This window comes from Paenibacillus zanthoxyli JH29, from assembly GCF_000520715.1.
GTDB classification, from domain to species: domain Bacteria; phylum Bacillota; class Bacilli; order Paenibacillales; family Paenibacillaceae; genus Paenibacillus_AQ; species Paenibacillus_AQ zanthoxyli.
This window is the reverse complement of record NZ_ASSD01000144.1, coordinates 1-20,387: the sequence shown is the minus strand read 5'-3', so window position 1 is coordinate 20,387 and position 20,387 is coordinate 1. Positions and strand designations below refer to the sequence as shown.

Below are 20,387 nucleotides of genomic sequence, written 5' to 3'. Positions count from 1 at the left end.
GGCCAGAGCCGCGGCACGCGAAGGTTTTAAGGGTTTTGCCCTTTCCAGCAGGAGCGTCGCAGTCCAAGCGGTCCCGCAGGGATAAGCGGTCGCACCACAAAAATAAACTAAGTAGCGCCTTCGCCCCTGCCCCCGCCCAACTTCCGGGTGTCCAGAGGGCGGAGCCCTTGGGGTCCCCCTTGGCCAAGGGGGATTTAGGGGGATCGAAATTTTTAAAGGAGTTGACCATCATGCATAAAGTAGACATCAAAGAAAAAGCGCGGGACAGAGACGTCCGTATCTTAAAGAAATGGAACGAGGAGAATACGTTCCGCAAATCGATCGAGTATCGCGAAGGCAAGCCGAACTATGTATTCTACGAAGGTCCGCCGACCGCGAACGGCGCGCCGCATATCGGGCACGTGCTTGGGCGCGTAATCAAGGACTTTATCGGCCGCTACCAGACGATGAAGGGCTATCGCGTCGTGCGCAAGGCCGGCTGGGATACCCACGGCCTGCCGGTCGAGCTTGGCGTGGAGAAGCAGCTCGGCATCTCCGGTAAGCAGGAAATTGAAGCCTACGGCGTCGAGAAATTCGTCAAAAAGTGCAAAGACAGCGTCTTCGGCTACGAGAAGCAGTGGCGCGAATTTACGGAAGCGATCGGGTACTGGACCGATCTTGACAATCCTTACATCACACTGAACAATACGTACATCGAGAGTGTGTGGAACATCCTTGCAACGGTCCATGAGAAAGGGTTGCTGTACCGCGGCCATCGTGTCAGCCCTTACTGTCCGAGCTGTCAGACGACGCTCAGCTCGCATGAAGTGGCTCAAGGGTACAAGACGGTTAAAGACCTGAGCGCCACGGCCAAGTTCAAGCTGGACGACAGCGGCGAATATGTGCTGGCCTGGACGACGACGCCTTGGACGCTTCCGGCGCATATGGCGCTGGCCGTTAATCCGGACATGGAATATGTGCGGGTGCAGCAGGAGGACGGCGTCTACATCATGGCCAAGAATCTGGTGGAAGAAGTGGCCAAGGGGGAGCATACGGTGCTGTCCGAATTAAAAGGCTCCGATCTGGTCGGCAAGACGTACCAGCCACCGTTCAGCTACATCCAGGCGGAAAGAAGCAATGTCATTGTCGGCGCTTCCTTTGTTACGGATGCCAGCGGTACGGGGATCGTCCATATGGCCCCGGCACATGGCGAGGACGACTACAAAACCTGCCGCGAGAACGGCATCACTTTCGTGAACGTGGTGGATACGTCGGGTAAATATACCGAGACCGTAACCGATTTTGCCGGACGCTTTGTGAAAGACTGCGACCTCGATATCGTCAAAATGCTGTCGGAGAAGGGCCTGCTGTACGGTAAGGAAAAGTACGAGCACAGCTATCCGTTCTGCTGGCGCTGCGACACGCCGCTTCTGTACTATGCGACAGACAGCTGGTTTATCAACACGACAGCGATCAAGGATCAGCTGATTGCTAATAATAATGGCGTCGAATGGTATCCGGGCCATGTCCGCGAAGGCCGGTTCGGCAAGTTCCTCGATGAGCTTGTGGACTGGAACATCAGCCGCAACCGGTACTGGGGCACGCCGCTGAACGTATGGGTCTGCCAGGAGACGGGCAAGGAGTTCGCGCCGCACAGCATCGCCGAGCTGAGAGAAATGGCTATCGGCGATGTGCCGGAGGACATCGAGCTGCATAAGCCGTATGTGGATAACATCCGTCTGCGGAGCCCGTTCAAAGAAGGCGCGGAGATGGTGCGGACCCCTGAAGTCATCGACGTATGGTTCGACAGCGGCTCAATGCCGTTTGCTCAGAGCCATTATCCGTTCGAGAACGCGGATAAGCTGGACGACCAATATCCGGCCGATATGATCTGTGAGGGCATCGACCAGACGCGCGGCTGGTTCTACAGCTTGCTTGCAGTATCGACGCTGTTCAAGGGCAAAGCGCCTTACAAAGCGGTTATCGCGACAGGCCACATCCTCGACGAGAACGGCCAGAAGATGTCCAAATCCAAGGGCAATGTTATCAACCCTTGGGATATCATGAACGAATACGGCACCGACGCGTTCCGCTGGGCGATTCTGGCTGACAGCGCGCCGTGGAACAACAAGCGCTTCTCCCGCGGGCTTGTGGGCGAGAGCAAATCCAAGGTCGTCGATACGCTGGTGAACACTCATGCGTTCCTGACGCTATATGCGGGCATTGACGGCTACGATCCGGCAGAGCACCCGTTCAAGCTGTCCGCCCACAAGCTGGACCGCTGGATTCTGTCCCGTCTGAACAGCCTGATCCTTGTTGTGGATAAAGGGCTTGCAGTCAATGATTTCGTCAACTCGTCCAAAGCGATTGAGAACTTTATCGACGAGCTGAGTAACTGGTATATCCGCCGTTCCCGTGACCGTTTCTGGGGCAGCGGGCTTGGAGAAGAGAAGCTGGACGCTTACCGTACGCTGACGCATGTGCTGCTGACGACGGCGAAGATTGTCGCTCCGTTCATGCCGATGCTGGCGGAGGATATTTTCGTCAACCTGGGCGGTGGAGAAAGCGTGCATTTGGCCGATTACCCGGCAGCCGACGAGAGCCTGATCGACGTTACGCTTGAGCAGGATATGGAGAGCGCCCGTAACATCGTCGAGCTGGCCCGCAACGTCCGCAACGAGACCGGAATCAAGACGCGTCAGCCGCTTTCCGAGCTGATCGTGTCCATTAGCCACAGCTTTAATGTCGCGGATTATGAGGAGATCATCAAGGACGAGATCAACGTCAAGTCCATCGTGCTGGAGACGAGCGACAGCGGATTTGTCGATTTTACTTTGAAGCTGAACCTGAAGGTCGCGGGCAAAAAATACGGCAAAAACGTCGGCTTCATCCAAGGGTTCCTGAAATCGATGGACAGCGACGCCACGCGCAGCGCGGTTCAAAACGGACGGGTCGCCGTCACCTCGCTGGAAGGCGAAGAGCTGCAAATCACCGCGGAAGAGCTGCTGATCGACAAGCAGGCCAAACCGGGCTTCGCGTCCGCATCCGGTTATGGAATTACGGTCGCCCTGAACACGGAAATCACGCCCGAGCTAGAACAAGAGGGCTGGGTACGTGAAATCGTACGTGCGGTTCAGGATTACCGCAAACGGCTCGATCTGGCGATTGATAAGCGTGTCGCGCTCACTCTGCATGTTGACGACGAGCTGAAAGCTGCCGTTACCGCGTTCGAGAATGTCCTGCGGGAAAATGTCCTTGTGACGACAGTTGATTTCGGCAGCGGCGATTCTTTTGAAACGGTGGATATCGGCGGTAAAACGATCGGCATTCTTATCGGCTAAGCTGCCGTTCATCGGCGGAATTGGCGCATGTCCCATCCGTAAAGTGCATATACTAGCGTCAGAAGTATAACCGCAGGTGTTAATGCGAGAAGTATTCCTGCTTGAATATTTCGGCGCTAATAAGCGAGTCCCGTGCGAAAGAAGAGACAGACAGTCTCTATTCGCCGGGCTCGTTTAGGTTTCGGCGTAAAACGGAGGGGGCATCAAGATGAAGGAGGACAAAGACGGAGGGGCGGACCTTCGAGCAGATCCGATGCATTGGAAACAGCTGGCGCGTGGCAGGGAAGGCCCGTCAGAACCTCCTGACAGGGACAAGCTCGACGCTGTTTACCGGGTGGCTACTGAATGGGCGCAAAGAATGGAAAAGTCGCGGATTTCCGAGTATTTGGAGCTGCTGCATTCTCCTTGGCGGCTGATATGGCTGAACGTGCTGTCGGGTACCGCGCGCGGCGTCGGAATCGCTATTGGGTTTACTTTTTTTGCCGCAACGATCATTTACGTGCTTCAGGTGCTAGGGGCTCTCAATCTGCCGATTATCGGAGATTACATCGCCGATATCGTCCGCATTGTCCAACATCAGCTCGAACTCCATACGATTTAGTTCAAGGCAGAAAAAAACGGCCCGTATGCAGAACATCTGCGTGTGAGCCGTTTTTCTAAATTAAGGCTTAATACTCCATTACAAAAGCAACATTTTGCCAGCCGGCGCCAACCGTCCAGAACAGAAGCTTGTCTCCGCGTTCGATTTTCCCAGTGGTTACAGCTTTGTGCAGAGCGATGAAAGGGCTGCTCGTCGAGGTATAGCCGAATTCATCGCCGATGTAGACGGCTGCGTCGCTATCGATCCCTGTTTTCTCGGAAACCGCGCGAATGTTGGGAAGTGACAGTTGAGAGAAGCAAGCCACTTTAATCGATTCAGGGGTGATCTCATTTTCACTAAGTAAGGTGTTGATAGATTCAGAGGCGGCGTCAACGCAGATCGAATCGTCAAAAGGAATGAATCTAACATTGAACTCCCCGGCACTCACGCCGGTGCGGCCAACCTTGGCCAAGCCTTCTGACGGAAACATCGAGTTGCCGTAAACACAAGTGTCTGTCTGGTAGATGGAATCTATGAAGCCTACGGAATTCTCATCACGCTCCAAAATGACAGCGGCGGCAGCATCACCGAAGTTGGCATAATACACGGGATCATTCTTGTCGGCATGCGGCGCAACATGGTCTGAGCCGATGACCAGAGCACGGCGGATTCTTGGATTGGCCATCATTTGCCGGCTAACCTGTTCAACCGAAGCTGTCATTCCCGCGCAGTTCGCATTGCTGTCGATGCAGATGGTATGGGACGCTCCGTTTATCAGCCGGTGAATCATCAATGAGTTCGTAGGAAAAATATATTCAGGAGTCTGGCTCGCATAAGCGATAAGGTCGATATCGGCACCGGTAAGACCCGTCTTTTCCAGAACATTGCTCGCCGCCTCGAAGGCCATCGTCAGGGAATTCTCATCCTCATTATCGATGCTGTAGCGGTTTTCACGGCCCAGAGCGGCGAGAAGTCCACGGATATCAATGCCCTTTTCGTCAAAATGCTCAATGAAAAAGTCGTTGCCAATCTTTTTGTTTGGATGATAGATATCAATGTCCTTAATACGAATCCCAGCCATATGTATCCTCCTAAAAGTTTTGTGAGCGTTACTTCATTGTCCAGCTTCGTACAAAACTCGCATCGAAAGCATCCACTGAGCACTAAGTTGTGTGAGCATTCACTCCGTTGGTATAACTAGACTGAAATGATTTCCAGGTTTTCCAGCCCTGCTTTGCGGCCCAGACGAGACAGCTGCATTTTGAGGACAGGATTATTTTCAAGAGTAAGATTTACTTTTTCAAATCCGTCGCCTTTGAACATGATGAAGCAGCCTTCAAGAAGCGGCACAACTTCAGGTGCAGTTACATTCAGCTTTCTGCAATCAATCTTCAACTGATAGTCTGCAGGAGTAATACCAGTGATCGTTTCTTTATAGGCTTGAATCGATTTAAGGCCGTCTTCTTCTGAAAAGGCTCCCTCCAATTCGATCTCAATTACCTTTTTAGCGGCGTCTGTCTTCAAAATAAATTTTCCCATGTCTTCATCTCTCCCGGAATTTTGAGTTTAGCATTCGTCCAACTGAGTCTACGCAGTCAGTCTTCATGCATATATCCTTAAAAACTACCCGCCAACGCCAACATTCGACATTTTAACCTTAGTCTTGGGATATTTTTCTTTATTGTATACATAAATTTCTCAGATATGCAAGAAAAAAGTCGAATGATGCGGTATTTTGTCGATGATGTAGTTATTGGATCTCTTCTAGGGTAGAGAGCAGAACATTAAAAGCGGAAATAATCCTTGGAGCGCCAACACAGGGTACCAGATGCAGTAAAATGCCTTTGATCTGATCAACGGTCATGCCTACACGGAGCGCCATCACGTAATGGACGCCGAGCTGTTCGAATTGACCCATCGTAATTAAAGAGGAAATAACGGCAATCTCTTTCCAATCCGCGCCAATAGTAGTCCGCTGAAAAATGTCGCCATAAGCATTGCCCATAATAAATTCAGCCAATTCGGGAAAATGTTCTTTGATCGGAGCCATCGCCTTGGCCCCATAATCGCCGGAAAGATTGGAGAAATGCTTAAAACCGCTGTTTATGTTGTCTGTCATAGAGATGCCTCCTAAATTTTTGCTAGCGTATGCTTCTATTGTCTGTGTAACTATTAATTGAGATTTAGTGTGCGGTGTGCGGTAGGAGGCACTTCGTCACGGTCAGTCAACAGCTCGATGACGGCAACGCGGTTTAAAGCTACAGCTTCGCTGATGGCGGCAGCAAATTGTTCCGCGGTCTCGCATCTAAAGCCAGCAGCTCCAAGCGATTCGGCAAATTTCACGGCATCCATAGGGACTTCAAATAGAGTTCCGTCGATTCTGCCTGTAGTTTTTTCCATTCCTTTTAACGCCATATCCAGCTGCATATTGTTCACAACGATGAAAATGACCGGGATATTCTTGCAAACGGCAGTATTTATTTCAGTACCGAGCATCATGAAGCAGCCGTCACCGGTAATGCAAAATATCGTTTCCTCAGGGGAAGCTGCCTTTGCACCGATCGCCATGCCGATGGCGTTACCCATGCAGGCAAAGTAAGCGTCGAAGACAAAACTGCCCGGTTTCTTCACGTTGTACCACTTTACGGCATTGAAGCCGTGGCTGCCGTCATCCACAAATACGGTATTGTTATAAGGGATCAGGTCGCTCATCGTGCTCATTACCGACGCCAGTGAAAGCTTAGGCAGATCTGGCAGTTCTTCCGCATAATGAACAGCGGTCTTCGTTTCGCGTTTTTTAATAGCGGCAGTATCAACATTCTTGAGATACAGCGACAAATTATCACGCAGATCTCCGCCGACAGCTATCGTCTGGGAATTCAATATTTTCCCTACAAAGGTAGGGTCTACATCAAATTGAATTAAGGTCTTTGGATGGTTCTCCGCCTTGAGGTTGCAAATGGTCATATCACTGAGCCGCGACCCAAGCACGATAAACAAATCACTGCGGTTCAATAAATCGTCGCCATGCTTGCATCCGCCCACACCGATCGGACCGTGGTATAGCGGATGATCCCAGGCAATAGCGCCTTTGCCGCCGGGAGTAGTAACAACAGGAATATTAAAGGTCTCTGCCATTTGGACCAATTCCGTATGGGCGCCGGAGCGGTTGACGCCTTTGCCGGCTATGATCAGGGGACTGCTGGAATGGTTAATGGCATCAATAACACGGTCAAAATTAGCGTAATTAACAAGTTTTTCTTGTTCGGGGATAACAATTCGGCATTCTTTAAGCGGTTCTGTCTGGACATCAAACGGAATGCACAGATGAACAGGCCCGCGTTTGCCGCTTAGCGCAATAGAAATGGCATGGTTAAAAATCGTGCTGAAATGGTCGCCTCGTTCGATTAGCTTGCTGAACAGCGTAGCGGGTCTGAACATGTCCGCCAAATCTGCAAGATACGAAGAGGAATCCTGGCATTGGGGAATTCCGAGCTCCTGAATGGATTGATGTCCCGTGATAAACAGCACAGGGAGGTTGTTGGCCTTGGCATGTGCCGCCGCTGTAAGGAGGTTCGTACCCCCCGGACCGGAGGTGCCGAAAGCCACGCCGAGATTTCCAGTTTTTAGGGCATAGCCGGAAGCTTCGAATCCGGAGCTGGACTCATGTCTCCCGGGAATAAACTCAATGCCGTAATCCACCATCTTCAGAACGATCGGACAGATAGATTTACCGATAATGCCAAAAGAATGCGTTACTCCGAGATTCTGTAATGCTTCCGCCATATAATCTGCGACTGTCTTCAAAAGATCCACCTCACAAATTAAATATTGTTTGCCATGTTATCATTCCTTCGAAGAAAAACCGGTAGATTGAGAACATCCAATAACAGAAAACCTGTACTCAAAACAGAGTACAGGTCGGTTGACAAAATCACCATCTAGGACGCTTGATATACAGGCGTTCCGGTTCTTCAGCAACCTGGCTGTCATGGTCTCAAGCAGGGAATGAGACTGTAGATCCATGGCTTTGCGTCATTCCCTTTCGGAAAACTTTGCCCATATTGAGTTTATTATATAAAGAATAATTTTCCCTTACAATATATTCCTAGCCCTGCTTTTGTCAACATATTTATATAGATAGGCTCGAAATTTGACGAATAGATTGATTTTCTATCTGCTAATAGATTTTATCTAAAATTAATAAAGGATAAAAGTCCTAAATTGAGCATAAAGACGCATTGTAAAAAAAGAAGCAGCCTTTGCGGCTACTCCTTCTCAATTTTAGCGCAGGGATCAAGCAGGTAATCGCCTTCTCCGCTGTCCATATAACTCTGGTATTGATGTCCTTTCACGACGGTAACATGATTGCCCGTTATGTCCGTGGCGATGAAATTTTCCCAGGGCTCGACGAAGCCGTCCGGATCATTAGCTTCGATTTCCATATCATTGTAAGAATCGATATTATTTCCCTCCGCCATCGCCGGCGTGTTGGAGGTGCCGTAGCTCTCAACGATCTGCCAGGCGTCCTCGCCGTCAAAACCGTTATATTCATGCTCGTCGAGACTGCTTCGCCCGAAAGGAGGAGTAAGAAATTGCTCTTCGACCGGGCGCGTATGCGGCTTTTCTTGGCGGGGGCTGTATTCCTTGCAGTAACGTGTGGCGGGAAGAACTTCCAGACGCTCATATGGAATCGGCTGTCCGCTCGCTGCGCAAATGCCGTATGTGCCTGCGTCCATCGCCTGAAGCGCGTCATCTATATCCTTCAGTTCCAGTTCCTCGAGCTCTTGAAGCGAGATATCCATGGAACGGTGATACAGGTCGGTTGCGACATCGCCGGGATGGTTATCGATTTCGGTCAGTTCGCCCGACATATCCCGCATGGAATCTTCAAGACCGTGATCTTCGTTCTCCTTAAGCCTGTACCGGATATCGTCCCGCTGGCGGATAAGAAGGCCGCGCAGGTGGGCAAGCTGTTCCGAAGACAGGTGATTCATTAGCCTCGGCTCCTTTCCATATGCCGTTTTCCTTGTTAGGTTGGCCGATTGACCGGGTTTTTACCGCTGGAAAATTGTGCTTTGATAAGCAAAGCTCAGGATGTGCCGCAATGGACGGGTTCTTAAGGCTTGTGCTACAATATACAGGTCTTTTATACACGTGTTGGACCGCTTTCGGGCGGGAAAAATAAGAACGGAGTGACAAGCTGAAGTGGTGTACTATCTGATCGCGCTAATCGTATTTTTGCTTGACCAGGGAACGAAATATCTGATCTCCACACGTCTTGAAATCGACGAACAAATTCCGGTGATCGGAAACTTTTTTGTTATCACATCGCATCGCAACCGCGGCGCCGCTTTCAGCATTCTGCAGGACCAGCGCTGGTTTCTCATACTGGTGACGGTTGTCGTCCTGATAGGGATCGTCTGGTATCTGAATAAAGTAAAAAGGACGCGGCGCTTGCTGCCCTTGGCGCTGTCGCTTGTGCTTGGCGGTGCAATCGGCAACTTTCTCGACAGGGCGCTAACAGGCGAAGTTGTCGATTTTCTGCGGTTTAATTTCGGCAGCTATACCTTTCCGATCTTTAACGTGGCGGATTCCTGTATTGTCATTGGTGTGGCGCTCATTATACTCGATTCCATTATGGATATGAGGGGCGGCTCAACTGAAGTGATTGAAGTGAAGGAAACAAGTGAGTCAGAGGAAAGGAATGAACAGCATTGAGTATGGACGCCCGTAATGAAGGGGCAGAAGGCGAAGCCGTGGAAAACGATATCGTCGTCTGGGCCGTTCAGGAGGAATACGCCCGACAACGCATTGATAAATATGTAACCGAAGCTTGGGAAGAGGAAATTTCCCGCTCTCAGGTACAGCAGTGGATCGAGGCAGGACATGTTACGGTAAACGGCAGGATGGTAAAAGCGAACTACAAGCTCTCCACAGGGGATTCAATCAACGTGATGGTTCCGGAGCCGGAGACCTCGGAGCTGACGCCGGAGGATATTCCGCTGAACATCGCTTACGAGGACGCCGACGTGATTGTCGTCAACAAGCCGCGCGGCATGGTCGTGCATCCGGCAGCGGGTCATCCCTCCGGCACGCTGGTCAACGCCTTGATGTATCACTGCAAGGACCTGTCGGGTATTAACGGCGAGATTCGCCCCGGCATCGTACACCGGATTGACAAGGACACATCGGGCCTCATCATGGCAGCCAAGAACGATGCCAGCCACAATTCGCTTGCCGCGCAGCTCAAAGCGCACAGCGTGACCCGGCGCTATTTAGCGGTCGTTCAAGGCAATGTGGCCCATGATCAGGGAACGGTGGACGCTCCGATCGGCAGAGACCCGCATGACCGCAAGCTCTACACGGTGACGGAGAAGAACAGCAAGACGGCGGTCACCCATTTTACCGTGCTGGAGCGGTTCGGCGATTGTACTCTGCTGCAGCTTCAATTGGAAACCGGACGAACGCACCAGATTCGGGTACACATGAAATTTATCGGGCATCCGCTCGTCGGCGATCCCGTATACGGACGGAGTAAAGGAATCTTTATGGAAGGCGGACAAGCTTTGCACGCGGCCATACTCGGATTCATCCATCCTTCCACGGAGGAATATCTGGAGTTTTCGGCGCCGCTGCCTGAGGATATGGAAGAGCTGCTCGCCCGCCTGCGGAGCAGATAAGTACAAATCAACTGCTGATTTGTCCATTGTCTTGAAGCCGTTGTTACGTCATATTTAACAGTATAGAATGGATAGGCTGGGCGCCTGTTCATTGTCTTATATTCCAGAAGCAGGAGTGAGATCACTTTTATGAGCGTTGAACACTATCAGAATACGTATATCCAGAACAATTTCGCAGATCGCATTGGCGGGGCGAACTATGGCAAGGACACCAATATTTATAAATTTGAGAAGATTAAGCGCGCCAAGGCTTCGGCCAAAAAAGACTTCCCCGATGTTGAGCTGATCGATATGGGCGTTGGCGAACCGGATGAGATGGCCGATGCGGGCATCGTCGCCAAGCTTGCCGAAGAAGCGGCCAAGGAAGAGAACCGCGGTTATGCCGATAACGGAATTGCCGAATTCAAAGAGGCTGCGGCCAAATACCTGAAAGAGGTATTTAATGTCGATGGCATTGACCCTGTAACCGAGGTGCTGCATTCCATCGGCTCGAAACCGGCGCTCGCGATGCTGCCTTCCGCTTTTATCAACCCGGGCGATATTACCATCATGACCATTCCGGGCTATCCGGTGCTGGGCACCCACACGAAATATTTGGGCGGGCAAGTCTACACTGTTGAGCTTAAGAAGGAGAACAACTTCCTTCCTGACCTGAGCTCTATTCCGGAAGACATCGCATACAAGGCGAAGCTGCTCTACCTGAACTATCCGAACAACCCGACGGGCGCAAGCGCGACTCCGCAATTTTTTGCCGAAGTAGTGGCCTGGGCGAAGAAATACAATGTTGTCGTCATTCACGACGCCCCATATGCGGCGCTGACGTATGATGGTCTGAAGCCGCTGAGCTTCCTGTCCGTTCGCGGCGCGAAGGACGTTGGCGTTGAGCTGCATTCCCTCTCCAAATCTTACAATATGACCGGCTGGAGAATCGGGTTCGTGGCCGGCAATCCGCTGATCGTTAAGGCGTTTGGCGACGTTAAGGACAACAACGATTCCGGCCAGTTTATCGCAATTCAGAAAGCGGCCGCTTACGGTCTTGCTCATCCGGAAATCACAGAAGCGATCGCGGCCAAATATTCCCGCCGCCACAACCTGCTGGTTGACGCGCTGAACAGTCTTGGCTTCAAGGCGACGAAACCGAAGGGCTCCTTCTTTATGTATGTGGAAGCTCCGAAAGGCATCAAGGGCGGACGCCGCTTCGAGTCCGGCGAGGATTTCTCCCAATATCTGATTCGCGAGAAGCTGATCTCCACCGTGCCTTGGGATGACGCGGGCGCGTTCGTGCGATTCTCCGTCACTTTTATTGCCAAAGGTGAAGAGGAAGAGCTGCGTGTGATTTCGGAAATTAAACGCCGCCTGAGCGACGTCGAATTTGAATTCTAATTTGCCCTTAAGAAGCCTCTACGCCGGATGATGGTGCGGAGGCTATTTTTCTTGGAGATAGTTGACATAGGCTGTCCATTCTGTCATAATCCAAATGATAAATGAATAGCGCCTTTAATTCAGTCCCGTGAGGCTGGCAAGGTAACGTGAATCGAGGTTCGCGGCTTTTTGCAGGGAATCCGTCTGTCTGTACGGAGCTCTTTTGCTGCGCGCCCGTCATTCTTCTTCAATCTGCGGATTTCACTCCTTGCCTGCTTCAGGCAAGGAGTTTTTTGGTTTGGCGGCAGATCGGGTACAGGGCGCATGACCTGGAGGGCATGATTAATGATTACCGAAAAAAACGTCATTATGGACGAGACGGCGATTCGCCGGGCGCTTTCGCGCATTGCCCATGAGATCCTCGAGAAGAACAAAGGCATCGAAGATTGCATGCTGATCGGCATCCGCACCCGAGGTGTATATCTGGCACGCCGGATCGCGGAGCGGATTAAGGAAATCGAAGGTGCGGATGTTGCATACGGCGAGCTTGATGTCACCCCTTACCGCGATGACTTGGAACCCGGGAAGAATAATAATGCCAAGGGCGGAGATTGTAACGAAAAAGGGACGCTGATCATTCCCGGCGGAGGTTCCGGCATTCGGGACAAAAAGATCATCCTGTTCGACGATGTTCTCTACACCGGACGCACGATTCGCGCGGCGATGGATGCGCTCATGGACTGCGGACGGCCGAGAATGATACAACTCGCGGTTCTGGCTGACCGGGGTCACCGGGAAGTGCCCATCCGCCCGGATTATGTAGGAAAGAACGTGCCGACCTCAAGGCATGAGTCGATTGAAGTGGCGCTGAAGGAAGTCGACGGAATGGACGAAGTGCACATACTATCGAACTGGGAGGCAAAATAAATGATGACAGCTACCAGAGTGAAAGAACGCAGTCTGCTGGGACTGAAAGGGTTGGACCAAACGGAAATTGCCGCAATAATGGCTAGAGCGGCATATTGGGATAAGCAGACTGAAAAGGTAAGCTCTGTGCTCGCTTCCAGGTTCGTCTCGAACATGTTTTTTGAGAACAGCACGAGAACCCGGTTCTCATTTGAAATGGCGGAGAAGCGTCTTGGCGCCCAGGTGCTGAACTTCACAGCCGCTGCTTCCAGCGTGGAAAAAGGCGAGTCGATTTACGACACCGTGCGCACCTTGGAGTCTATGGGAATCGATGCAGGCGTCGTGCGGCTTAAGCCGACCGGCGTGCTTGCCCAACTGTCAGAGAAGGTGTCGATTCCGCTGATCAATGCCGGCGACGGCAACAACGAGCATCCGACGCAGGCGCTGCTGGACATGTATACCATGATCAAGACTTTCGGTGAAATCAAAGGCTTGACCGTATCGATCATCGGCGATATTATGCACAGCCGGGTAGCCCGCTCCAATCTGTGGGGACTGACCAGAATGGGAGCCAAGGTGCAGTTCTGCGCGCCGGAGAATATGAAAGCCCCTGAACTTATGGAGCATGCGCCTTATGTCACGATAGATGAAGCGCTCAAAGCGGATGTGGTCATGATGCTTCGTGTTCAGCTTGAACGTCACGCGACCGGGATGCTGCAGTCGGCCGAGGAATATCGGCGGCAGTTCGGCTTGACGGAAGAGCGCGCCTCAAGATTAAGTCCGAATACGGTCATTATGCATCCGGCGCCGGTTAATCGGAATGTCGAGATTGACGATGCGGTGGTGGAAAGCGCCAAATCGCTCATTTTTCCTCAAATGTCCAACGGTGTTCCAGTGCGGATGGCTGTCATCGAGAGAGCAATCCGCTAAGGCCGAAAAGGGCCAGTTAATAAATATACACAAGGATGAATTTTTATTATATAATAACATAAGAGCCCGGATGAAACAGTCGCGGGCAAAAGGAGACAGCATGAACGTTATCATCAAAAATGCCAATGTTTTGAATGCCGACGGTGGTCTGGAGCGCAAGCATATCAAGATTGAGAATGGCGTCATCTCGGCTATCCTGAACGACAACGAAAGTATCGCGGAAGGCCCCGAGATGATCGATGCGTCCGGCAAGCTGCTTGTTCCGGGATTCATCGACATGCATGTGCATTTGCGCGAACCGGGCTTTGAACATAAGGAGACGATCGAAACTGGCAGCCGCTCGGCGGCCAAAGGCGGATTCACGACGATTGCCTGCATGCCGAACACCAAGCCGGTCACGGACAGCCCGGAAATCGTACAATTGGTAAAGGACAAGGCCCGCGAAGCCGGGCTGGTCAAAGTGCTGCCTTATGCCGCGATTACGAAAGGACAGCAGGGGCAGGACCTTACGGATTTTGCCGCGCTGAAGGAAGCGGGAGCGATCGGCTTTACGGATGACGGCGTAGGCGTACAGACGGCGCAAACGATGAAGGACGCGATGAATATCGCGGCTTCCATGAATATGCCGGTAATCGCGCACTGCGAGGATAATTCCCTGGTCGTTGGGGCTCCGGTAGCCGAAGGAAGCTTTGCCCGCAAGCACGGGTTTAAGGGCATTCCGAACGAGTCGGAAGCGATTCATGTCGGACGGGATATTTTGCTGGCAGAAGCGACTGGCGTGCATTACCATGTGTGCCATGTCAGCACCGAACAATCGGTTCGGCTGATCCGCCAAGCGAAGGAAATCGGCATCCGCGTGACCGCCGAAGTATGCCCCCATCATCTGCTGCTGTCTGAGGAAGATATCCCCGGCCTTGATGCCAATTGGAAAATGAATCCGCCGCTGCGCTCACGCCGCGATGTGGATGCTTGCATCGAAGCGCTGCTTGACGGAACCATCGACATCATCGTGACGGACCACGCGCCGCATAGCGCGGAGGAGAAGGCCAAAGGCATGCAGCTTGCGCCGTTCGGGATTGTCGGGTTCGAGACGGCTTTTCCGCTGATGTATACAAAGTTTGTCGCCGCTGGCAAGATGGACCTTTCCCTGCTGGTCAAGAGAATGACCTCCGATCCGGCCCGCGTGTTCGGTCTAAGCACCGGCGTTCTGGAGCCAGGAGCCCCGGCTGACCTGACGCTGATTGATCTGGAGACGGAGAAGGAAGTCGATCCGAATAACTTTGCCAGCAAGGGACGCAATACGCCGTTTACAGGCTGGAAGCTTAAAGGCTGGCCGGTGATGACCCTCACGGACGGACGTGTTGTATGGAGTGAAGAATAAGAAGCGAACCGAAAGAACGAAGCGGGGTTCTCAGGCCTAAGAGGCGAGGAACCTGAAGCAGACACTCCGGAGGTTAAGAACACATACAGTTTTGAGAATACAGAATGTAGAGGAGTGGAAAGGAATGCAGGCAAGATTGCTGCTACAGGACGGAACGTTGTTTACCGGCACCGCATTCGGCGCAGAGGGCGAGAAGACTGGAGAGGTTGTATTTAATACGGGGATTACAGGATATCAGGAGGTACTGTCCGATCCTTCGTACTGCGGACAAATCGTGACCATGACGTATCCGCTGATCGGGAACTATGGCATCACTCGTGATGATTTCGAGTCCGTGCGGCCTTTCGTGCATGGCTTCGTCGTGCGCCGTCATGAGACGGTGCCGAGCAACTGGCGCGCCGAATACAGCGTCGACGACCTGCTGAAAGAGTACGGGATTCCCGGCATCAGCGACATTGATACCCGTATGCTGACACGCATCATCCGCCACTATGGCACGATGAAGGCCATCCTGACCACTTCGACCAAGCCGGTAGAAGAGCTGATGGAAATGATGAACGAAACATCGATCGACGAGCTGCGCAACCAGGTGGCCCGCACTTCCACCGCCAGCGCCTACAGCAGCCCCGGAACGAAGGAGAAGATCGTGCTTGTGGATTACGGCGCCAAGACGGGGATTCTGCGCGAACTGAACAATCGCGGCTGCGATGTTATCGTCGTTCCCCATAATGTTACGGCTGAAGAGATCCGCCGCCTTAACCCCGACGGCATTCAGTTGTCCAACGGTCCAGGGGACCCCAAAGACGTTCCGTATGCGGTTAAGACGATTTCCGAGCTGCTCGGCGAATACCCGATCTTCGGCATCTGTCTGGGCCACCAGCTGTTTGCGCTAGCCTGCGGAGCAGACACCGAAAAGCTTAAATTCGGACACCGCGGCGGCAACCATCCGGTCAAGGAACTGGAAAGCGGACGCTGCTACATTACGTCCCAGAACCACGGTTACACCGTAAACGAAGACTCGGTAAAAGGTACGGAGCTTGAAGTTACGCATATCAACAACAACGACAAGACGATCGAAGGGCTGAAGCATACCCGCTATCCCGCTTTTTCGGTGCAGTACCATCCGGAAGCCGCGCCGGGACCGCATGACAGCAGCTATTTATTCGACCGCTTCCTGAACATGATTGCGGAGCATAAGCGGGGTACTCCCGCCGTTTCCCGCCAGGCGCAATTTGCGGCGAACGCGCGGATCGCGGCTCCTACCCCGAAACAGCAGCTTGAAGCCGTGAAAGGAGCTTACTAAGAGAATGCCTAAGAACGATAAGCTTAAGAAAATACTCGTCATCGGTTCCGGACCGATCGTTATCGGCCAGGCAGCCGAATTCGACTACGCGGGAACCCAGGCCTGCCAGGCGCTCAAAGAAGAGGGCGTCGAGGTTATCCTCATCAACAGCAACCCCGCCACCATCATGACCGATACGAACATGGCGGATAAAGTATATATCGAACCAATCACGCTTGATTTCGTGACCGGCATCATCCGCCAGGAGCGTCCGGACGGACTGCTGCCGACGCTCGGCGGTCAGACCGGCCTTAATATGGCCGTGGAGCTGGCGCGCGCCGGCGTACTGGAGCAAGAGAACGTTAAGCTGCTCGGCACTCAGCTTCATTCCATCGAGAAAGCGGAAGACCGCGACCTGTTCCGTGATCTGATGCGTGAACTGGAACAGCCCGTGCCGGAGAGCACGATTGTTACCACACTGGAGGAAGCGCTGGAGTTTGCCGTGGAAATCGGCTATCCGCTGATTGTCCGTCCGGCCTACACGCTGGGCGGTACCGGCGGCGGCATTTGCGCGAATGAAGAAGAGCTGCGCGAGACGGTAAAAGCCGGCATCCGCTACAGCCCGATCAGCCAATGCTTGATCGAGAAGAGCATCGCGGGCATGAAGGAAGTCGAATATGAAGTGATGCGCGACGCGAATGACAACTGTATCGTGGTCTGCAACATGGAGAACTTTGACCCGGTCGGCGTGCATACCGGCGACAGTATCGTCGTGGCGCCTAGCCAAACGCTGTCCGACCGCGAGTACCAGATGCTTCGCAGCGCCTCGCTGAAGATTATCCGCGCGCTGAACATCGAAGGCGGCTGTAACGTACAGTTTGCGCTTGATCCGCAGAGCTATCAATACTATGTCATCGAAGTGAATCCGCGCGTCAGCCGTTCGTCTGCGCTGGCGTCGAAGGCGACCGGTTATCCGATCGCCAAGATGGCGGCCAAAATCGCCCTCGGCTACACGCTGGATGAAATCATCAACCCGGTTACGGGACAGACTTATGCCTGCTTCGAGCCAACGCTCGATTATATCGTCAGCAAAATTCCGCGCTGGCCGTTCGACAAGTTCATCTATGCGAACCGCAAGCTCGGCACGCAGATGAAGGCGACCGGAGAAGTGATGGCAATCGGCCGCACCTTCGAAGAGTCGATTCACAAAGCGATCCGTTCGCTGGAGATTGGGGTTCACCGATTCAAGCTTCCTGGGGCGGAGCTGCTTGAGGATGAAGTGCTGAAGACTCGTCTGGCGAAACCGGATGATGAGCGCATCTTCCTGATTGCCGAGGCGTTCCGCCGTGGATACCAGCTTCAGGAAATTCAGGATATTACCCAGGTTGACTGGTGGTTCCTTGACAAAATCGAAGGCTTAATCGGCTTCGAGGACCGTATCCGCGAAGAAGAGAGCCTGACGCCGGAAACGCTGTACCAGGCGAAGCGTCTGGGCTTTACCGACCGCGCCATTGCCGAGCTGCGCTCGGAAGGTCAGCCGGGGGGCAAGCAGACAAAAGAAGCCGAAGTCCGGTCGATTCGTCTTGAGCAGGGACTGAAGCCTGTGTACAAGATGGTCGACACCTGCGCGGCCGAATTCGAGGCGACCACCCCTTACTATTACTCAACCTATGAAACTGAGAATGAAGTCATTCCGTCTGATAAGCAAAAAGTGGTTGTACTCGGCTCCGGACCGATCCGCATCGGCCAAGGCATTGAGTTCGACTACTCTACGGTACATGCCGTCTGGGCGATCCAGAAGGCCGGATACGAAGCGGTTATTATCAACAATAACCCTGAGACGGTATCCACTGACTTCAACACCTCCGACCGGCTCTATTTCGAACCGCTGTTCTTCGAGGATGTCATGAATGTGATCGAGCAGGAGAAGCCGATTGGTGTTATCGTGCAGTTCGGCGGACAGACGGCGATCAACCTGGCCGCTCCGCTTAGCGCGGCAGGCGTCAAAATTCTTGGCACAAGCCTGGAAAGCATCGACGAGGCGGAAGACCGCAAACGGTTCGAAGCGCTGCTGTCGCGTCTGGATATCGCGCAGCCGAAAGGCAGCACCGTAACAACAGTTGAAGAAGCTGTGGGCACGGCTCAAGCGCTCGGCTATCCGGTTCTGGTGCGTCCTTCTTATGTGCTTGGCGGACGGGCGATGGAGATCGTCTACTCCGATGCCGAACTGCTGAGCTACATGAAAGAAGCGGTTAAAGTCAATCCGGATCATCCCGTGCTGATCGACCGTTACATGCTGGGCAAAGAGGTTGAAGTCGACGCCATTTGCGACGGTGAAACGGTGGTTATTCCCGGCATAATGGAGCATGTGGAACGCGCAGGCGTTCATTCCGGAGACTCCATTGCGGTCTATCCGCCGCAGCATCTGGAAGACAGCTTGAAACAGAAAATCACTGATATTACGATCAAGATCGCCAAGGAATTGAAGACGGTCGGACTGGTCAACATTCAGTTTGTCATCTACAGCGGCGAAGTGTACGTCATCGAAGTGAATCCGCGCTCGTCGCGTACCATACCGTTCCTGAGCAAGGTGACGGGCATTCCGATGGCCCATCTGGCAACGAAGGTCATTCTCGGCGGCAAGCTGAAGGACGAAGGCTACAGTGAAGGCTTGTGGCCGGAGAGTGATTACGTCTCTGTCAAAGTGCCGGTCTTCTCGTTCGCCAAGCTGCGCAGAGTAGAGCCGACGCTCGGTCCGGAAATGAAGTCCACCGGCGAAGTAATGGGCCGCGACAGACTGTATGCAAAAGCTCTGTATAAAGGACTGATCGGGGCGGGCATGAAAATTCCGACAACCGGGTCGATTATCATAACCGTAGCCGATAAGGATAAAGATGAGGCGGTCGATCTGATGAAAGGCTTCCATCGCCTGGGATACAAAATCATCGCCACAGGCGGTACTGCGGCGGCCATGGAGAAAGCGGGCCTCAACGTCATGAACGTCAACAAGCTCGGCGAAGGCGAGCCTACCATTATCGACATTATCCGCAGCGGCCAGGCGAACTTCGTGTTCAACACGCTCACCAAGGGCAAGACGCCGGAGCGCGACGGCTTCCTTATCCGCCGCGAAGCGGTCGAGAACGGCATCGTCTGCATGACGTCGCTTGATACCGTAACGGCGCTGCTGCGCATGCTGGAGACGATCAATTTCTCCTCGCAGTCGATGCCGGCTTTTGTCGGACAATAAGAATGGTGCGTAAGGCACAGGGAATTACAGGAACGGTTTGCGTCAACTCGCAGACCGTTCCGCTGTGCCCGGGCATTTATATGCTATCGATTCGGAAGCGAAAGCTTTTCATATACTCAGCGAAGGAGTGTTGTTATGACCGGAGAAAGGCAGCCACTGCAGGAAGCTGCGGCGCAGGAGAATACCGTCACACAGAACACGCAATGGGAGAGCATGGCCAATCGGCTGATGATCCCGCTTGATTATCCGGATGCCGGGCAGGCGAAAGAGCTGATCGGCAAGCTGAAAGGCATCCCGTGCTACATGAAGGTCGGCATGCAGCTGTTCTACGCCGCAGGCCCGGATTTTGTCAGAGAGCTGAAATCTCTCGGCTACTCCGTGTTTCTTGATGTGAAGATGCATGATATTCCGAACACGGTAAAAGGGGGAGCGGAGAGCGTGACCGCCCTTGGCGTCGATATGTTCAACGTCCATGCATCCGGCGGTTCGGCCATGATGGCCGCCGCAATAGAGGGTATCGATGCAGCCCTGCGGAAGAACCCTGCGCTTGTCCGTCCGCTGGTTATTGCGGTGACCCAGCTTACCAGCACCAGCCAGGCCGTCATGAACAGCGAGATCGGCATTCCCGGCGAAGTGCCGGACACGGTAGTGCGGTACGCGAAGCTTGCCGCGGCCGCCGGGCTAGACGGCGTCGTG

The 20,387-nt window shown here is 53.0% G+C and carries 16 protein-coding genes and 1 riboswitch; of the genes, 11 read left to right on the top strand and 5 right to left on the bottom strand.

All coding sequences use genetic code 11. The features are described from left to right. Positions 1-230 precede the first annotated feature (230 nt). Together ileS and L691_RS0105785 are read left to right on the top strand one after the other, a co-directional pair. Complete coding sequence (gene ileS / locus L691_RS0105790; RefSeq protein ID WP_025689331.1) at positions 231-3,320, top strand: isoleucine--tRNA ligase; 3,090 nt, start codon at positions 231-233, stop codon at positions 3,318-3,320. Positions 3,321-3,573: 253 nt separating this feature from the next. Next, positions 3,574-3,921 carry a DUF5665 domain-containing protein gene (locus L691_RS0105785; RefSeq protein WP_025689330.1) on the top strand — a complete coding sequence of 116 codons (348 nt, stop codon included), beginning with the start codon at positions 3,574-3,576 and terminating at the stop codon, positions 3,919-3,921. Positions 3,922-3,988: 67 nt separating this feature from the next. Here L691_RS0105785 and L691_RS0105780 read toward each other — a convergent pair whose 3' ends face one another. The 5 genes from L691_RS0105780 to L691_RS0105760 form a co-directional block, all read right to left on the bottom strand. Continuing rightward, the gene (locus L691_RS0105780) at positions 3,989-4,981 is read right to left on the bottom strand and encodes a 3-oxoacyl-[acyl-carrier-protein] synthase III C-terminal domain-containing protein (protein WP_025689329.1); all 993 of its coding nucleotides are present in this window, start codon (positions 4,979-4,981) and stop codon (positions 3,989-3,991) included. 116 nt (positions 4,982-5,097) lie between these two features. Continuing rightward, positions 5,098-5,439 carry a hypothetical protein gene (locus L691_RS0105775; RefSeq protein ID WP_025689328.1) on the bottom strand — a complete coding sequence of 114 codons (342 nt, stop codon included), beginning with the start codon at positions 5,437-5,439 and terminating at the stop codon, positions 5,098-5,100. A 211-nt stretch (positions 5,440-5,650) separates the two neighbouring features. Beyond that, entirely contained in the window at positions 5,651-6,019 is a 369-nt protein-coding gene (locus L691_RS0105770; protein ID WP_025689327.1) for a carboxymuconolactone decarboxylase family protein, read from the bottom strand. Positions 6,020-6,072: 53 nt separating this feature from the next. Beyond that, positions 6,073-7,716 carry a thiamine pyrophosphate-binding protein gene (locus L691_RS0105765; protein ID WP_051459309.1) on the bottom strand — a complete coding sequence of 548 codons (1,644 nt, stop codon included), beginning with the start codon at positions 7,714-7,716 and terminating at the stop codon, positions 6,073-6,075. Between the two features lie 157 nt (positions 7,717-7,873). Further along, positions 7,874-7,970, bottom strand: a riboswitch (cyclic di-GMP riboswitch). A 198-nt stretch (positions 7,971-8,168) separates the two neighbouring features. Continuing rightward, positions 8,169-8,897 (bottom strand): TraR/DksA C4-type zinc finger protein, encoded by a 729-nt coding sequence (locus tag L691_RS0105760; RefSeq protein ID WP_025689325.1) that lies wholly within the window; start codon positions 8,895-8,897, stop codon positions 8,169-8,171. 211 nt (positions 8,898-9,108) lie between these two features. On the opposite strand from L691_RS0105760, the gene lspA reads away from it, so the two are divergent. The 9 genes from lspA to pyrF form a co-directional block, all read left to right on the top strand. Continuing rightward, entirely contained in the window at positions 9,109-9,621 is a 513-nt protein-coding gene (lspA, locus tag L691_RS0105755; RefSeq protein ID WP_025689324.1) for a signal peptidase II, read from the top strand. A gap of 2 nt (positions 9,622-9,623) precedes the next feature. Then, positions 9,624-10,583: an RluA family pseudouridine synthase gene (locus L691_RS0105750; protein ID WP_036735537.1), complete on the top strand. Its 960-nt coding sequence runs from the start codon at positions 9,624-9,626 to the stop codon at positions 10,581-10,583. Positions 10,584-10,712: 129 nt separating this feature from the next. Then, positions 10,713-11,966 (top strand): LL-diaminopimelate aminotransferase, encoded by a 1,254-nt coding sequence (locus L691_RS0105745; RefSeq protein ID WP_025689322.1) that lies wholly within the window; start codon positions 10,713-10,715, stop codon positions 11,964-11,966. A gap of 324 nt (positions 11,967-12,290) precedes the next feature. Next, positions 12,291-12,872 (top strand): bifunctional pyr operon transcriptional regulator/uracil phosphoribosyltransferase PyrR, encoded by a 582-nt coding sequence (gene pyrR, locus L691_RS0105740; protein WP_025689320.1) that lies wholly within the window; start codon positions 12,291-12,293, stop codon positions 12,870-12,872. Then, positions 12,873-13,781, top strand: coding sequence for an aspartate carbamoyltransferase catalytic subunit (locus tag L691_RS0105735; RefSeq protein WP_025689319.1), 909 nt, complete (start codon positions 12,873-12,875; stop codon positions 13,779-13,781). A gap of 100 nt (positions 13,782-13,881) precedes the next feature. After that, positions 13,882-15,162, top strand: coding sequence for a dihydroorotase (locus L691_RS0105730; protein ID WP_025689318.1), 1,281 nt, complete (start codon positions 13,882-13,884; stop codon positions 15,160-15,162). A 124-nt stretch (positions 15,163-15,286) separates the two neighbouring features. Next, positions 15,287-16,465: a glutamine-hydrolyzing carbamoyl-phosphate synthase small subunit gene (gene carA / locus L691_RS0105725; protein WP_025689317.1), complete on the top strand. Its 1,179-nt coding sequence runs from the start codon at positions 15,287-15,289 to the stop codon at positions 16,463-16,465. 4 nt (positions 16,466-16,469) lie between these two features. Then, positions 16,470-19,691: a carbamoyl-phosphate synthase large subunit gene (carB, locus tag L691_RS0105720; RefSeq protein ID WP_025689316.1), complete on the top strand. Its 3,222-nt coding sequence runs from the start codon at positions 16,470-16,472 to the stop codon at positions 19,689-19,691. Between the two features lie 213 nt (positions 19,692-19,904). After that, positions 19,905-20,387: orotidine-5'-phosphate decarboxylase (pyrF, locus tag L691_RS0105715; protein WP_036735540.1), on the top strand; the 483-nt coding region annotated here is incomplete at its 3' end.

Coding starts and splice junctions, on each gene's coding strand:
- L691_RS0105775 (WP_025689328.1), bottom strand. CDS start 5,439: ATGGGAAAATTTATTTTGAAGACAGACGCCGCTAAAAAGGTAATTGAG.
- L691_RS0105760 (WP_025689325.1), bottom strand. CDS start 8,897: ATGAATCACCTGTCTTCGGAACAGCTTGCCCACCTGCGCGGCCTTCTT.
- L691_RS0105730 (WP_025689318.1), top strand. CDS start 13,882: ATGAACGTTATCATCAAAAATGCCAATGTTTTGAATGCCGACGGTGGT.
- carA (WP_025689317.1), top strand. CDS start 15,287: ATGCAGGCAAGATTGCTGCTACAGGACGGAACGTTGTTTACCGGCACC.
- L691_RS0105785 (WP_025689330.1), top strand. CDS start 3,574: ATGCATTGGAAACAGCTGGCGCGTGGCAGGGAAGGCCCGTCAGAACCT.
- carB (WP_025689316.1), top strand. CDS start 16,470: ATGCCTAAGAACGATAAGCTTAAGAAAATACTCGTCATCGGTTCCGGA.
- L691_RS0105770 (WP_025689327.1), bottom strand. CDS start 6,019: ATGACAGACAACATAAACAGCGGTTTTAAGCATTTCTCCAATCTTTCC.
- L691_RS0105735 (WP_025689319.1), top strand. CDS start 12,873: ATGATGACAGCTACCAGAGTGAAAGAACGCAGTCTGCTGGGACTGAAA.
- L691_RS0105745 (WP_025689322.1), top strand. CDS start 10,713: ATGAGCGTTGAACACTATCAGAATACGTATATCCAGAACAATTTCGCA.
- ileS (WP_025689331.1), top strand. CDS start 231: ATGCATAAAGTAGACATCAAAGAAAAAGCGCGGGACAGAGACGTCCGT.
- L691_RS0105780 (WP_025689329.1), bottom strand. CDS start 4,981: ATGGCTGGGATTCGTATTAAGGACATTGATATCTATCATCCAAACAAA.
- pyrR (WP_025689320.1), top strand. CDS start 12,291: ATGATTACCGAAAAAAACGTCATTATGGACGAGACGGCGATTCGCCGG.
- L691_RS0105750 (WP_036735537.1), top strand. CDS start 9,624: ATGGACGCCCGTAATGAAGGGGCAGAAGGCGAAGCCGTGGAAAACGAT.